We start from the raw sequence: 13,536 nt of genomic DNA, 5'->3' as shown, positions 1-13,536 counted from the left end.
GCACGGCTGGGGATCTTGTCGTGGCCGCCCTCTGCGTCCACGATGCTGCCATGAGCGCAGACCCGAACAGCCCTACGCGAACCGGCAGTTCACCGCAGCCTGACGTGTGGCAGCGCGCTGTCACCCGGTGGGCCGCCGTCCTTGGCAGTGCCGCGCTGGTGCTGCTGATCGGCTTGGTGGTGCCCCTGAGCGACAGCAACCTCGGCGGCAACCTGGTGAACGCCGTGGTGGCCGGCGCGAACGTGGCGTTCGTCATCTTCACCTGGGCGGTCTTCAAAGCGGGCCAGGACCAGCTCGCCCAGATGCGCGGCGAGGCACGGGCCCAGAACGAGGCCTGGCGTCGCGAGTACAGCAATGCCCTGGAGACCTACCACGAAGCCGTACGCGCCCGCCTCGACCAGTCCGCGCCCCGGGTGAGCGTCACGTTCGACACCTGGACGGCCTCCCTGGTCAGCAACGGGCGCACCACCGCGATCCGGGCCGGCACGGCCGTCCCGGAAGGACCGCCCGGGCTGGCCGTCCGCGTGGCGACCCGCTGGGTCGTGAAGAACTGGGGGACGGAACCCGTCGTGGTGCGCTATCCACGCACGCCGTCCGGCACCGAGGACGTGCGGATCCTGCCGTCGGGCGAGCACGCCTTCTCCCACGAGCAAGAGCGTGCGGTGGGCGAGTGGCAGGTGGAGCGGGGGTGCTGGCAGCACACCATCGAGGTACTTGCCGAGGACCTGGGCGGTGACGTCCGGGACACGCACACATGGACGCGTGAGATCACGGTCTTCGATGTCGACAATGCGGCGCGGCTCACCCTGCGGGAACTGGACGTCGTCCGTGGAACCGTCGCCAAGCGCAGCCGGGCCTATCCGGGCCTGGCGGCGCCGACGACCTGAGATTGTGCACCGCGTCAGAAGGGGTCATCCTCAGAAAAGCGTGCCCAGGGCGGGTCCGCGGCGGACCAGGGGTCCGGCAAGGGTGGAGGAGGCGGCACGGGCGCGGGCAGGGCCGCGATGACCCGGTCGATCTGGTTGCGATGCTCCTCGCGGGCCTGGTGCGCGGCCGCCGGAACATGGCCCGCCCGACAGCGGCGCAACAGGACCGCGATACGCCGCGCCGAGTTGTCCAGCCAGTAGTACCAGTCGACGCCCGCGCTGGGTTCCTTGGCCGCCTTGAGAGAGAGGAGTTCGTCGATGACGCCGCGGTGTGCGTACCAGCACGAAAGGATCGAGCGGTCGAGGTCGCGCTGCTCGATGATGTCGAGGACAAAGTCCCGCAGGTCAAGGAGCTCCTCACGCGTGGCGACGGGCTCGGGCTCGGGCGGACTCGCGGGCGGCGGCGGAGGAGCCGCTCCCGTCACGGGCATGCGGTAGGCGGCGCGCGCCTCGTCGACGAGGCCGTGCAGCGTCGGATCGTCCTTCCAGCGCCGCAGGTCGAGCAGCTCGGGCTGCAGCCCTCCGTACAGGCACAGCGCGGACTTGGACGACATCTCGCGCAGGTCGGAGCGGTCCCAGCCGCGACGCTTGTGGCGGCGTACGTCCGTGGTCGCCAGCTGGTCTTGGAGGAAGACGCCCGTGCGAGTGTCGCTGTTGCCGGGCAGGAACAGCTTGCCCCGGTGGTTGTTGACGATGAGGGCGCCGCGGTCCTCGCCATAGGCCGCGTAGAGCTGGCTCATGTCGTGGAACACGGAGATCAGCTGGATGCCGCTGCCGGCCGCCGTCGTCGCGAATGTGTCCAGGTCGTCGAGCCTGGCGATGTTCCCGGCCTCGTCGAGACAGAGCATGAGCGGGATCTCGATGATGCCTTGGCCGTCCTGCTCGTCCGGCACGCCGTTGCGGTCGATCGTCTCGCCGACGACCTGCCGGGCCAGGGCAGTGAAGAGCGGCATGAACTGTCGCTGCTGATGGGGTGGTGCGCACAGGAAGAGGGTGTGGCGGCCGCCGTCGAGGAACGTCTGCAGCGACAGGCGCCTGGTCTGTGCGCAGCGCCGGTCGACGCCTTCGAGAGCGAAGGCCTCCAGCGTCGTGGCGGCCGTGGCGCAGATGGAGCCGTAGGTGGTGCTGTTGTAGCTCTCATAGTTGATCAGGCGGCTGAGGCAGCGCCGCCAGCCGCTGGACTCGGGCTCGCCCTCCCGCAGCCGACGCCGATCCACCATGACGTCCACCAGCTCCGGTGCGTCCATCCCGAGCCAGTCCAGTACGTCGCCCATCGTGCCACCGGTGCGTGCCGCGGCGAACAGCAGCGGGGTGAGCAGCAGCCGTGCCTGGCTGGACCAGAAGTCGCCGTTTGCGACGCTCTTGAAGTCGGTGCCGGTGGAGAGCGCTTCAGCCTGGCGCACCGCGTCGTCCCAGACCGTGATCGAGTCCAGCGGACTCCACCCCACGCAGTGCGCCGCGAACCGCCGTCCGATGGATTCGGTGAGCCCGGCCGGGTCGAAAATGAACACCTCGCCGAGCGAGCTGCGGTGTTCGAGGGTGGCCGAGACCACGTCGAACCGTACCGAGGTGACCAGACAGGGACCGGCCCACTCCAGGACCGCGGGAATGACGACGCTCGTGGTCTTGCCGCTGCGCTGTGGGCCGAAGACGATCAATGGCTGGAGCACTTCGCAGCGGTGGACGGCTTCGTCGGCGAGGCCCATCGCGACACGGTGCGGATGCTCCTCGTCCCGGGATGTCCGCAGAAGGCTGCCGGTCAGGTCGTCCGCCATGGCTGTCGCGTCCTTTCCCGATGGTGCTCCCGGTGCCGTCAGGCGAGACTTCCCGATGTGGTGTCGAAGTCGTACCCCTCGGTGACGGAGTGGACGAACCCCTTGAGTCCGATGTCGCGGAAGAACGAGATGTAGGCGTCGGCTCCGGCGGCCGGCTGGAGGAAGTGCTGCGAGTCGATGCGGACCCGCTCCCCGTGGAGGGTGGAGCCGAAGTCGGCCCCGCTGTAGACGAGTTGAAAGAACAGTCCGCTCCAGTCGGAGGCCGAGGGCGCCATGACTTGCATCTGCTGGATGATGCCTTCGTGGGTAGGATGCGTGCGGCTCACCCGGTAGTCCATGCGGCCGTAACTGCCGAAGTCCCGGTGGTGTGCGCCGTCGAGGCTCCGGTCGATGCGGCCGTTGGCATCGGGCAGCCGGATGGCGATGTTCTGCATCATGACGTCGAGGTTGCGGACCTGCTGGTCGCGCACGTGGTGCGGGTGGAAATTGTGGCAGACGACATCGAAGGTGAAGGAAGCGGTGAGCAGTTTCACCCGTCGCTCGATCTCGTCGGCCGCCACTGTTCCGCTGTCGTTGCCCTCCAGGGTTCTGTGGAGCTCCGCATCGAGGGCGGCGATGGCCTTGATGAGGATGCCGGGCACGGTGGGCATGAAGAGTGTGTACCAGCGGTGGAACGTGCGCAGTGTCGATCCGGGGCGGCTGATCTGGATCCGTCCGTCGCCGTGGAGGTCCAGGTCGAAAGCGTAATCGGTGTCCCGGAAATGGAAGTTGAGCCGCTCGTCACCGATGCTCGTCTCCAAGTTCGGGATGTTGGCGAACCGGGCCTCGACGAGCGCCTCTTCGATGGCACCGTGCAGCCGGAGTGCCACCCGGCTCGAATCGACGAGACTCGCCCATCGCCCCACACCGGAGAGAATGGCCTCGAAGGTGAACCCCCGGATGTTCCCGACAGATTCGGTGAACCCGGTGCAGAAGTCGCCCCACGTCACCCGGTCGAGGAAGACGCCTGCGTAGTTGCGGGTACGCAGGGCACGCTCTAGTTCTTCGTTCACAGATCAGGCTCCGTCGACGGTCGGCCTATGCTGGTCAAGTGTTCGGGCTGCAGCGTGAAGCTGTTGCTCTTCAGCTGACGGTGGATCGTCGACGTCATTTCGAAACGCGTGTGCGGCGGGGCGTCGCGCCGGGTCGAGTCGGCGGGGATCAGCTGATTCGCGAGATCGTTGAGGATCGGGAACAGCTCCTGGTGCAGGCCGCGCGCGCCGAGCTTCGACTGGGCAGCGGCTTTGGCGATCTCGACCTGCGCCTCGGGCGTGATGTCCAGGTGAAATCCGTGCCGACTGAAGTACTCGCGATAGAATTTCAGTGGCGACACTTCTTCGCGGTCGAGGATCTCGTGCAGATCCTCCGTGTCGAGCTCGTCGAACTGGATGATGATCGGAAGTCGGGCGGCGAGCTCTTCCAGGAAGCCGTACTGGTGAACGTCCTCGGGTCTGATGAGATCCCCCCAGTAACCTCCCCCGACCCGCTTGTGCTTGACGCTCTCGATGTTGGTGAAAGCACCTGCCGCGATGAACAGGATTCCCTGTGTGTCCAGGTCCCGGGGGAGGTCGTACTCGCCGGGCGCCAGGTCGAGACTGTCGCCCTCGATGAACTGCAGCAGCCGTCGCTGCACTGCCGCGGTGTCGTCGGTGGGCTTGATGTAGCGCAGCTTGTCGAACTCGTCGAGGAAGATGATCCCGCGTGCCGCCACGTCTTCTGGAGCGCTGCCCCCGGACACCGGCCGGGCACGCTTGACGAGCGACTGCAGGATGTCCTCAAGCGTGAGGGTCGTCGAACTTCCCGTGCTCACAAGGCGGGTGGAATCGACCACCAGGCAGGGAATCCCGAGTGCGGCGGCGGCCACTTTGATGGCATGGGTCTTTCCCGTGCCGGTCGGACCGATGATGAGGGCGTTCGGCGGCCGATGCTGCGGATCCGGCATCTCGAACCACGAGAAGTGCATGTCTATGAGGCGGCTCAGGGCTGCGACTGCCTGGGCCTGCCCCACCACAAGGCGCCCCAGCGCCGCACGTGCTGAATTGGTCATGTTGCCCTCCCGGCGCAACCAATGCTACGCCAGGTGGACACATGAGGAGGATGTGTGGGAGGCCCTCTTGTATCAGAGGTACTTCTTCAACTCCCGCCGGGCCAGAGACCGTTGATGCACCTCATCCGGCCCGTCAGCCAAGCGCAGCGTCCGCGCTGCGGCCCAGAGCTCGGCGAGCGGGAAGTCCTGACTTACTCCACCCGCACCGTGTAGCTGGACGGCCTGGTCCAGGATGCCCACCACCGTGCGCGGGGTGGCGATCTTGATGGACTGGATCTCCGTGTGCGCACCCTTGTTGCCGACGGTGTCCATCAGCCACGCGGTCTTCAGGACCAGCAGCCGCAGCTGCTCCACCGCGACGCGGGCGTCCGCGATCCACTCCTGGACGACGCCCTGCTGCGCGAGGGGCTTGCCGAAGGCCGTACGCGCCACCGCCCGCTGACACATCAGCTCGATGGCCCGCTCGGCCATGCCGATGAGCCGCATGCAGTGGTGGATACGGCCGGGACCCAGGCGCGCCTGGGCGATGGCGAAGCCGCCGCCCTCCTCGCCGATCAGGCTGCTCACGGGGACCCGGGCCCGGTCGAAGACGACCTCGGCGTGCCCTCCGTGGGAGTGGTCCTCGTAGCCGTACACCTGCATCGCACGCCGTACTTCGACGCCCGGGGTGTCACGCGGCACGAGCACCATGGACTGCTGGCGGCGCGGGTCGGCGTTCTCGGGGTCCGTCTTGCCCATGAGGATGAAGATCTGGCAGTCCGGGTTCATCGCCCCGGAGATGTACCACTTGCGTCCGGTGATGACGTACTCGTCGCCGTCGCGCTCGATCAGCGTGGTGATGTTCGTGGCGTCGGACGAGGCCACCTCGGGCTCCGTCATCGCGAACGCCGAGCGGATCTCACCGGCGAGCAGGGGCTCGAGCCAGCGCTTCTTCTGCTCGTCGTTCCCGAACTGGGCGAGCACCTCCATGTTGCCGGTGTCCGGGGCCGCGCAGTTCAGCGCGGTGGGCGCCAGGTGCGGGGAGCGCCCTGTGATCTCGGCGAGCGGGGCGTACTGGAGGTTGGTGAGCCCGGCACCGTGCTCGGCGTCCGGCAAGAAAAGATTCCACAGCCCCTGCTTGCGGGCCTCCGCCTTCAGCTCGCCGACGATCGCCGGGGTGTCCCAGGGCGACGCGAGGAGGGCGCGCTGCTCATCGGCGATCGGCTCCGCCGGGTAGACGTGCTCGTCCATGAAGGTGAGGAGCTTGTCGCGCAGCTCTTCGGTGCGGGCGTCGAATGCGAAATCCATGGCTGTCTCAGCCTTCCTGTCGTCCTTGGAGGGTGGTGAGGCCGTGCTCGATGAAGACGGGGACCAGCTCCCCGATGCGGTCGAAGCCCGCTCCGACCGTCTGGCCGAGCGTGTACCGGTAGTGGATGCCCTCCAGGATCACGGCGAGCTTGAACCACGCGAACGCCGTGTACCAGGCGACCGCGGAGACGTCGCGCCCCGAGCGCGCGGCGTACCGCTCGATCAGCTCGGCGGCCTGCGGGTGTCCGGCCGCGCCCGCCGTGGTGCTGATGGGGGAGCCGGGCAGCTCGAGCTTGGTGCTGTACATGACGAGCAGGCCCAGGTCGGTGAGCGGATCGCCGAGGGTGGACATCTCCCAGTCGAGGATCGCCTTGATCTGGTCGTCATCGCCGATCAGTACGTTGTCGAGCCGGTAGTCGCCGTGCACGACGGTGGCCGCGGGGGAGACGGGCAGTTGCCGTCCCAGGGCGGCGTGCAGCTCGTCGATCCCCGCCAGGTCGCGGTTGCGCGAGGCGTCGAGCTGCTTGCCCCAGCGGCGCAGCTGCCGGTCGAGGAAGCCGTCGGGCCGCCCGAAGTCACCGAGGCCGACCGCTTGTGGGTCCACGGAGTGCAGGTCGACGAGGGTGTCGACGAGCCCGAGGACCGCGGCCCGGGTGCGCTCGGCGCCCAGCGGGGCCAGCTCCTCGGCGGTGCGGAACGGGGTGCCGTCCACGAATTCCATGACGTAGAAGGGCGCGCCGATCACGGCGTCGTCCTCGCAGAGCAGCAGCGGCGTCGGCACCGGCACGGCGGTCCCGTGCAGCGCGCTGATCACCCGGTGCTCGCGCTTCATGTCGTGCGCGGTCGCGAGCACGTGCCCGAGCGGTGGCCGCCGTACGACCCAGCGCGAGGTACCGTCCGTCACCGCGTACGTGAGGTTCGACCGGCCGCCCTCGATCAGCCGTGCGGAGAGCGGCCCGACCACGAGGCCAGGCCGCACACTGTCCAGATGGCCGCGCAACTGGTCGAGATCGAGGCCTGGTGGATGGTCTGAGCTCATCTTCGCTCCTGGTCGGACGGTCGTCGTCGAATGCCGCGCGCGTCGGGCGCGCGTCGGGCGCGCGTTGCGCTGACGTTCATGATGCCGACCAGTCGGTATGTAGTCCAGAGCGCAGTGGGAACGTGATCGGGATCGCGGCGGTGTCAGACCCCCCGGACATGGCGATCCCCCGCCACGGAGTGCCGGTCGGCGCCCGTGCGGGGGAAGGTGGCGGTGGATCTCAGTGATCGTCCCAGTGGTCGCCGTGCGCCGCGTGCCGGTGTCCGTCGTGGACGTAGTCGACGTGGTCGCCGTGCAGTACCGAGCTGTGCCCGCAGCCCTCGCCGTGCTTGTGGTCGTGCGCCTCGTGGACGGCGTGCTCGGCGGGCTCGCACTCGTCCCAGTGGCCGGAGTGCAGGCGGTGCATGTGTCCGTCGTGCGCGTAGTCGACGTGGTCGCCGTGCGGCACCTCCGGGTGCCCGCAGGCCGGGCCGTGGACGTGCTCGTGTACGGGATGTTCGTGGTGGAGCGTGGTCATGGCGCGTGCACCTTCTGTGGGAGCCGGGGGGAGGGGAGTGCCCCTCTCAGGCTAGTACTCGATGCCCGTTTGATGGGGATATGGAAGCCTTGTTGATGTTTCAGCTTTCCCCCACTGCGTACTCCCCGGAAGCCGACCCCAGGAAGCCGACCCCATGAAGGCGATCAGCTACCGCCACTACGGCGGACCCGAAGTCCTCGAGTACGGCGATGTGCGCGACCCCAAGGTCGGCCCCGACACCGTCCTGGTGAAAGTCCGCGCCGCGTCGGTCAACCCCGTCGACTGGAAGTGCATGGGCGGTCACCTCGACGGCATCCTCGACCCCGTCTACCCGGTGATCCCCGGCTGGGACGTCGCGGGCGTCGTGGTGCAGCCGGGCGCCTCCGTTCCGGAGTTCGCGGTGGGGGACGAGGTCATCGGCTACGTGCGCGAGGACTTCCTCTCGCGCGGCACCTTCGCCGAGTACGTCGCCGCCCCCGTGCGCACCCTCGCCCGCAAGCCGCGCAACCTCAGCTTCGCCGAGGCGTCGGGCCTGCCGCTCGCCGGGCTCACCGCCTACCAGGTGATCACCAAGACGCTCGCGGTGACGGAGGGCGACACCGTCCTCGTGCACGCGGCGGCCGGCGGCGTCGGCTCGATCGCCGTCCAGCTGGCCCGGCACGCGGGCGCCCGCGTCATCGGCACCGCGAGCGAGCGCAACCACGACTACCTGCGCGAACTCGGCGCGGAGCCGGTCACCTACGGCGACGGCTTGGCCGAACGCGTCCGTGCCCTCGCGCCTGAGGGAGTGGACGCCGCCTTCGACACGGTCGGCGGCGACACCCTCAGGGTGTCCGCAGAGCTCCTCGCACCCGACGGCCGTCTCGCGTCGATCGCGGACGGCGCGGTGATCGGCCTCGGCGGCCACTACTGCTTCGTACGTCCCGACGCCGACGACCTCAAGGAGCTGACGCGGCTCGCGGAGCAGGACGTCGTCACGGTGCACGTCTCCGACACGTTCCCGCTGGAGCGGGCGGCGGACGCGTACCGCCTGAACGCGGAGGGCCGTACGCGGGGCAAGATCGTCGTCACGGTGGACTGGACGACGGAGGACGGGTCCACCACGGACTGAGAGATCAGAGCTGAGAGGTCAGAGCCGAGGGCTCAGAACTGAGGGCTCAGAACACCATGACGGTCGCGCACGCGGCGAGCGCCATCGTGCACAGCGCCGCCGTCGCCGCGGCCCGCGCCGGAAGCCGCAGCGGTCTGTTGGTGGCAGCGAGCTCGGTCATCCTGTGGTGCGCCACGCCCAGAAATCCGAGCCACAGGAGCAGGCAGAAGGCGCAGGCGACGACGCCCACCGCGGTCGTTCCTTCTTGCAGGGCGGCCCGCGCCGCGAGGACCGCGGCGACGGTGCAGGACAGGGTCGTACGCCGCCACGCGAGCCTCGTACGCTCCGGCTGCAACCCGGGATCGCGGCCTGAGGCCTGCCCCTCGTCCCGGTCCGTCACCCTTCCCACCCGAAGAGCACGACGACGACCATGGCGAGCGCCACGACCGCGACGGCCAGGCTCAGGACGGTCGGGAAGCGCGATACGGGCAGATCGGCGCCGCGCCGCATGGCCCGCTCGCAGCGCACCCAGTGGTTGACCGCGCGCAGCGAGCTGAGCACCCCCGCGGCGAGCAGCGCGAGCGCGAGCCCGATGCGCCACCCCCAGCGCAGGTCGGGCAGGAACTGGTCCACCGCGAAACCGCCGCCGATGAGGGCGAGCGCGGTGCGCAGCCAGGCCAGGAAGGTGCGCTCGTTGGCGAGCGAGAAGCGGTAGTCGGGGGTGTCGCCCTCGTCGCGGATCCGCTCGGGCGCGAACCACAGGCGCAGGCTGTTCACGAAGTTGCTCACTCGTCGCACCCTAACCGGGGGTCCTAACCCGCACGGAACTCCCGCAGCCGCTCGTACGCGGCGAGACCGTCCGGCACCCACGCCCACTCGCCGAGCCGCTCCTCCAGCTCCGCGTCGGTGAGGAAGGTGTGCCAGGCGACCTCCTCGACCTGCGGGTTGACCGGCAGGTCGCAGCGCACTTCGTAGAGGTGCGACCACCAGGTGTGCCCCGAGCCGTCGTCGTACAGGAACTTGAACAGCGGTGTGGGCCGCGGGAGCCCCTCGACCCCGAGTTCCTCCTCGGCCTCGCGCAGGGCGGCGTCGTCGTACGACTCGCCCGCCCCGACGACACCGCCGACGAACATGTCGTACATCGAGGGGTAGACCAGCTTGATCGGCGTGCGCCTGTGCACGAAGACGCGGCCCTCGGCGTCCCGCGCCTGGATGAACACGCAGCGGTGGCGCAGGCCGCGCGCGTACGCCTCACCGCGCGGGGCCTCGCCGACCACCTCGTCGTTCTCGTCGACGATGTCCAGGATCTCTTCGCTGGGGTCGGGCAGGGGTCGGCTGGTCGTCGTCATGCCGACCATCCAACCTCACCGCCGAACTCACTGGCCCATGACGTACTTCACGGTGGGTCCTGCCGTCCAGCCGCCGTCGACGGCGAGCTCCGCGCCGGTCACGTACGAGGCCGCGTCCGAGAGCAGGAAGATCATGGCGCCCGCGATCTCGTGCGGCTCGCCCACCCGGCCCATCGGGGTGTTGGGGTACTTGCCCTCGCCCTTCTCGATGCCCACCTGCGCGGTCATCGGGGTGTACGTCATGCCCGGGTGGACGGAGTTGACGCGGATGCGGGCGGTGCCGAGCTCCACGGCGCCGGTCTTGGTGAGGCCGCGCACACCCCACTTGGACGCGCCGTATCCGGCGGTGAGCGCGAGGCCCATGAGCCCGGCCGCGGAGGAGATGTTGACGATGGAGCCGCCACCCGCCTCCTTCATGGCCGGGATGACGCTCTTCATGCCGATGAAGACGCCCGTGAGGTTGATGTCGAGGACCTTGCGGAAGTGCTCGACCGACTCCGACTCCAGGAACTGGCCCGTGGAGATACCGGCGTTGTTGACCAGGCCGTGGATCCCCCCGAACTCGGTGATCGCGAGCTCCACCACGCGCTGCCAGTCCGCCTCCGACGTCACGTCGTGGTGCGCGAAGCGCGCGCGCTCACCGAGCTCGGCAGCGGTGACCTCGCCCTCCTTGTCGAGGACGTCGGTGAGGACGACGTTCGCACCGGCGGCGACGGCCTGGCGCGCGGCCTCCGCGCCGAGGCCGCGCGCGGCGCCGGTGATGACGACGGTCCTGCCGGTGAGGTCGTGCGGGTTCTCGTGCGGGTTCGAGTCGGTCATGGTGTGTCTCCAGATACGGGAAGTACGGGGTGAGGGGCGTGCAGAAGGGCCGCGGTGGTCTCCACCAGGTCCGCGAGGAAGAGGTCCTCGCCGGTCAGCGGGGTGGTCCCGGCGAGGTACTGACCGGCGCGGTCGGCCATGGCGGCGCCGACGAGGGTGAGGGCCAGGTCGAGGCGTTCGAGCCGCAGCGGTTCCGGGAGCGCGGTGAGGCACTCCTCGACGCGGCCGATCAGGTCCCAGTAGACGGTGCCGTCGATCGTGGGGTGCGGGGTGCGGGTGCGCACGCCGCTCTCGTGGCTGAGCTGGGTCGAGATGCGCAGGCAGCGCCGGCCCCGATCGGTGCGCAGCTCGGTGGCCTCCGCGGCGATGAGCGCACGCAGGAGCCCGCGGAGGCCGTCCGGCCCCTGTGCCTGCCCCTGTACCTGCTCCAGCTCCGCCGTGAGCACCTTCTCCGTGCGGGTCTGGCGCTCGGCCATGACGGCGTCGAGCAGTCCGGCCCTGCTGCCGAAGTGGTACTGCACGGCGGAGGGATTGCTCTGCCCCGCGAGGCGGACTACGTCCCGCAGCTGCGCGCCGTGCACGCCCTGCGCGGCGAAGACCTCCTCGCCCGCGCGGATCAGTTTCTCCCGGGTCTCGGGTCCTGAGGTCCTGGCCATGACGCCATTGTAATGCTGGCCATTATTAAAAGCGAGGCGCTGTTCAGCGAGCCAGACGGTTGACGCCGACCCCGCCGTTACTCAGGATCTGAACTCACCAGTAAGTCCCTGCTGAGGAGGAACCCCCGGATGGCCCACGACGCAGACGTCATCGTGATCGGCGCAGGTCTCGCAGGCCTCGCGGCCACCGCGGAACTCGTCGACGCGGGCCGCCGGGTCATCCTCGTCGACCAGGAGCCGGAGCAGTCGCTCGGCGGCCAGGCGCACTGGTCGTTCGGCGGCCTCTTCTTCGTCGACTCCCCGGAGCAGCGCAGGCTCCGCATCAAGGACTCGCACGCCCTGGCCATGCAGGACTGGATGGGCACGGCCGCCTTCGACCGGCCCGAGGACCACTGGCCGCGCAAATGGGCCGAGGCGTACGTCGACTTCGCCGCGGGCGAGAAGCGGTCCTGGCTGCACGGGCAGGGCGTGCGGTTCTTCCCGGTGGTGGGCTGGGCCGAGCGCGGCGGGTACGACGCGCAGGGTCACGGCAACTCCGTGCCGCGCTTCCACATCACCTGGGGCACAGGGCCGGGCCTCGTCGCCCCCTTCGAGCGCCGCGTCCGCGAAGGCGTCGCCCGCGGCCTCGTGCAGCTCAAGTTCCGCCACCGGGTCTCCGGTCTCTCCCGCAGCGCGGGCAGTATCGACACGGTCACCGGCGAGATCCTCGAACCCTCCGACGCCGAGCGCGGCACGGCGAGCAGCCGCGAGGTCACCGGGTCCTTCGAGTTCAGGGCCCAGGCGGTGATCGTCACCTCCGGCGGCATCGGCGGCAACCACGATCTCGTACGCGCCAACTGGCCCGAGCGGCTCGGCACTCCACCGGAGCGGATGGTCTCCGGCGTGCCCGCGCACGTCGACGGACGGATGCTCGGCATCACCGAGGACGCCGGAGCGCGCCTCATCAACCGCGACCGCATGTGGCACTACACCGAGGGCATCCAGAACTGGAACCCCATCTGGGACAACCACGGCATCCGCATCCTGCCCGGCCCCTCGTCGCTCTGGCTCGACGCGCGCGGCGACCGCCTGCCCGTGCCGCTCTTCCCCGGCTTCGACACCCTCGGCACGCTCGAACACATCATGAAGTCCGGGTACGAGTACACGTGGTTCGTGCTCAACCAGCGCATCATCGGCAAGGAGTTCACGCTCAGCGGCTCGGAGCAGAACCCCGATCTCACCGGCAAGTCCGTGCGCGGTGTCCTCGACCGTGCGCGCGCCGACGTGCCCGCCCCGGTGAAGGCGTTCATGGACAACGGCTCCGACTTCGTCGTGGAGAAGGACCTCTCCTCCCTCGTGCGAGGCATGAACGCGCTCACCAAGGAGCCCCTCATCGACGAGGCGGCGCTGCGCCGCACGATCACCGCGCGTGACCGGGAAGTCAGCAACCCCTTCACCAAGGACCTCCAGGTCACCGCCATCAACGGCGCCCGCAAGTTCCTCGGCGACCGGCTCATCCGGGCCGCTGCCCCGCACCGGATCCTCGACCCCAAGGCGGGCCCGCTCGTCGCGGTGCGGCTCAACATCCTCACCCGCAAGACCCTCGGCGGCCTGGAGACCGACCTGTCGTCGCGCGTCCTGACCGAGGGCGGCGAACCGCTTCCCGGCGTGTTCGCGGCGGGCGAAGCCGCCGGATTCGGCGGCGGGGGAGTGCACGGCTACCGCTCGCTCGAAGGCACGTTCCTCGGCGGCTGCCTCTTCTCGGGGCGTGCGGCGGGCCGTGCGGCCGCCAAGTCGGTGAGCTGAAAGGCGCGTTCGCCGTATGGCGGCGTGATCGTGGCCGCTTGTCCGATTCGTGTCCCCGGCCTGCGGCTGCGCAGGTCGGGGACGAATTCTGCGGATTCTGAAACGAGTTGGTGAAGGCCCCGGACATGGGCGCGCCTTGACTGGAGGGCTACCTACCGGTTTGCTGTGCGTGATCATCCGTACACGAGCCGCGTCTGGGAGGAAGTC

14 protein-coding genes are annotated in these 13,536 nt (G+C 69.3%); 3 read left to right on the top strand and 11 right to left on the bottom strand.

Translation table 11 applies throughout. From position 1 onward, the window contains the following. The first annotated feature begins 50 nt into the window (after positions 1–50). Positions 51–887, top strand: coding sequence for a hypothetical protein (locus tag ACWFRJ_RS17405; RefSeq protein WP_453530707.1), 837 nt, complete (start codon positions 51–53; stop codon positions 885–887). A 14-nt stretch (positions 888–901) separates the two neighbouring features. Here ACWFRJ_RS17405 and ACWFRJ_RS17400 read toward each other — a convergent pair whose 3' ends face one another. From ACWFRJ_RS17400 to ACWFRJ_RS17375, 6 genes are all read right to left on the bottom strand, one after another. Beyond that, on the bottom strand, positions 902–2,701 hold the full coding sequence (locus tag ACWFRJ_RS17400) for a type IV secretory system conjugative DNA transfer family protein (protein ID WP_453530704.1): 1,800 nt from the start codon (positions 2,699–2,701) through the stop codon (positions 902–904). Between the two features lie 38 nt (positions 2,702–2,739). Further along, positions 2,740–3,753: a hypothetical protein gene (locus ACWFRJ_RS17395; protein ID WP_453530701.1), complete on the bottom strand. Its 1,014-nt coding sequence runs from the start codon at positions 3,751–3,753 to the stop codon at positions 2,740–2,742. Further along, positions 3,750–4,787, bottom strand: coding sequence for an AAA family ATPase (locus ACWFRJ_RS17390; RefSeq protein ID WP_453530698.1), 1,038 nt, complete (start codon positions 4,785–4,787; stop codon positions 3,750–3,752). Before ACWFRJ_RS17390 ends, ACWFRJ_RS17395 begins: the two co-directional genes overlap by 4 nt. Positions 4,788–4,859: 72 nt before the next feature. After that, complete coding sequence (locus ACWFRJ_RS17385; protein ID WP_453530695.1) at positions 4,860–6,074, bottom strand: acyl-CoA dehydrogenase family protein; 1,215 nt, start codon at positions 6,072–6,074, stop codon at positions 4,860–4,862. Between the two features lie 7 nt (positions 6,075–6,081). Further along, the gene (locus ACWFRJ_RS17380) at positions 6,082–7,113 is read right to left on the bottom strand and encodes a phosphotransferase family protein (RefSeq protein WP_453530693.1); all 1,032 of its coding nucleotides are present in this window, start codon (positions 7,111–7,113) and stop codon (positions 6,082–6,084) included. A gap of 220 nt (positions 7,114–7,333) precedes the next feature. Continuing rightward, positions 7,334–7,630, bottom strand: coding sequence for a hypothetical protein (locus ACWFRJ_RS17375; protein ID WP_453530691.1), 297 nt, complete (start codon positions 7,628–7,630; stop codon positions 7,334–7,336). Between the two features lie 154 nt (positions 7,631–7,784). Between ACWFRJ_RS17375 and ACWFRJ_RS17370 the strand changes: the two genes are divergently transcribed. Next, the gene (locus ACWFRJ_RS17370; protein ID WP_453530688.1) at positions 7,785–8,741 is read left to right on the top strand and encodes an NADP-dependent oxidoreductase; all 957 of its coding nucleotides are present in this window, start codon (positions 7,785–7,787) and stop codon (positions 8,739–8,741) included. Between the two features lie 46 nt (positions 8,742–8,787). Here the strand turns inward: ACWFRJ_RS17370 and ACWFRJ_RS17365 are convergent, their stop codons facing one another. The 5 genes from ACWFRJ_RS17365 to ACWFRJ_RS17345 are packed head-to-tail and all read right to left on the bottom strand — an operon-like array spanning position 8,788 to position 11,544. Then, a complete protein-coding gene (locus ACWFRJ_RS17365) occupies positions 8,788–9,120 on the bottom strand; it encodes a DUF202 domain-containing protein (RefSeq protein WP_453530686.1) in 333 nt (110 codons plus the stop codon). Continuing rightward, the gene (locus tag ACWFRJ_RS17360) at positions 9,117–9,509 is read right to left on the bottom strand and encodes a YidH family protein (protein ID WP_453530683.1); all 393 of its coding nucleotides are present in this window, start codon (positions 9,507–9,509) and stop codon (positions 9,117–9,119) included. Before ACWFRJ_RS17360 ends, ACWFRJ_RS17365 begins: the two co-directional genes overlap by 4 nt. Before the next feature lie 23 nt (positions 9,510–9,532). Beyond that, on the bottom strand, positions 9,533–10,069 hold the full coding sequence (locus ACWFRJ_RS17355; protein WP_453530681.1) for an NUDIX hydrolase: 537 nt from the start codon (positions 10,067–10,069) through the stop codon (positions 9,533–9,535). A gap of 27 nt (positions 10,070–10,096) precedes the next feature. Beyond that, positions 10,097–10,888, bottom strand: a complete 792-nt coding sequence (locus ACWFRJ_RS17350) for a glucose 1-dehydrogenase (RefSeq protein ID WP_453530678.1) — start codon at positions 10,886–10,888, stop codon at positions 10,097–10,099. Then, positions 10,885–11,544, bottom strand: coding sequence for a TetR/AcrR family transcriptional regulator (locus ACWFRJ_RS17345; RefSeq protein WP_453530675.1), 660 nt, complete (start codon positions 11,542–11,544; stop codon positions 10,885–10,887). The genes ACWFRJ_RS17350 and ACWFRJ_RS17345 overlap by 4 nt, the downstream gene beginning before the upstream one ends. A 129-nt stretch (positions 11,545–11,673) precedes the next feature. Between ACWFRJ_RS17345 and ACWFRJ_RS17340 the strand changes: the two genes are divergently transcribed. After that, entirely contained in the window at positions 11,674–13,329 is a 1,656-nt protein-coding gene (locus ACWFRJ_RS17340) for an FAD-binding dehydrogenase (protein WP_453530672.1), read from the top strand. Positions 13,330–13,536 lie beyond the last annotated feature (207 nt).

The organism is Streptomyces sp. NPDC055239, from assembly GCF_053606205.1.
Note: the sequence above shows the minus strand (reverse complement) of the source record. Positions and strands in the feature narration are given on the sequence as shown.

Bases quoted from the DNA above. Each gene is read 5' to 3' on its own strand.
- ACWFRJ_RS17405 (WP_453530707.1), top strand. From the start codon at position 51: ATGAGCGCAGACCCGAACAGCCCTACGCGAACCGGCAGTTCACCGCAG.
- ACWFRJ_RS17400 (WP_453530704.1), bottom strand. From the start codon at position 2,701: ATGGCGGACGACCTGACCGGCAGCCTTCTGCGGACATCCCGGGACGAG.
- ACWFRJ_RS17390 (WP_453530698.1), bottom strand. From the start codon at position 4,787: ATGACCAATTCAGCACGTGCGGCGCTGGGGCGCCTTGTGGTGGGGCAG.
- ACWFRJ_RS17385 (WP_453530695.1), bottom strand. From the start codon at position 6,074: ATGGATTTCGCATTCGACGCCCGCACCGAAGAGCTGCGCGACAAGCTC.
- ACWFRJ_RS17380 (WP_453530693.1), bottom strand. From the start codon at position 7,113: ATGAGCTCAGACCATCCACCAGGCCTCGATCTCGACCAGTTGCGCGGC.
- ACWFRJ_RS17375 (WP_453530691.1), bottom strand. From the start codon at position 7,630: ATGACCACGCTCCACCACGAACATCCCGTACACGAGCACGTCCACGGC.
- ACWFRJ_RS17370 (WP_453530688.1), top strand. From the start codon at position 7,785: ATGAAGGCGATCAGCTACCGCCACTACGGCGGACCCGAAGTCCTCGAG.
- ACWFRJ_RS17355 (WP_453530681.1), bottom strand. From the start codon at position 10,069: ATGACGACGACCAGCCGACCCCTGCCCGACCCCAGCGAAGAGATCCTG.
- ACWFRJ_RS17350 (WP_453530678.1), bottom strand. From the start codon at position 10,888: ATGACCGACTCGAACCCGCACGAGAACCCGCACGACCTCACCGGCAGG.
- ACWFRJ_RS17345 (WP_453530675.1), bottom strand. From the start codon at position 11,544: ATGGCCAGGACCTCAGGACCCGAGACCCGGGAGAAACTGATCCGCGCG.
- ACWFRJ_RS17340 (WP_453530672.1), top strand. From the start codon at position 11,674: ATGGCCCACGACGCAGACGTCATCGTGATCGGCGCAGGTCTCGCAGGC.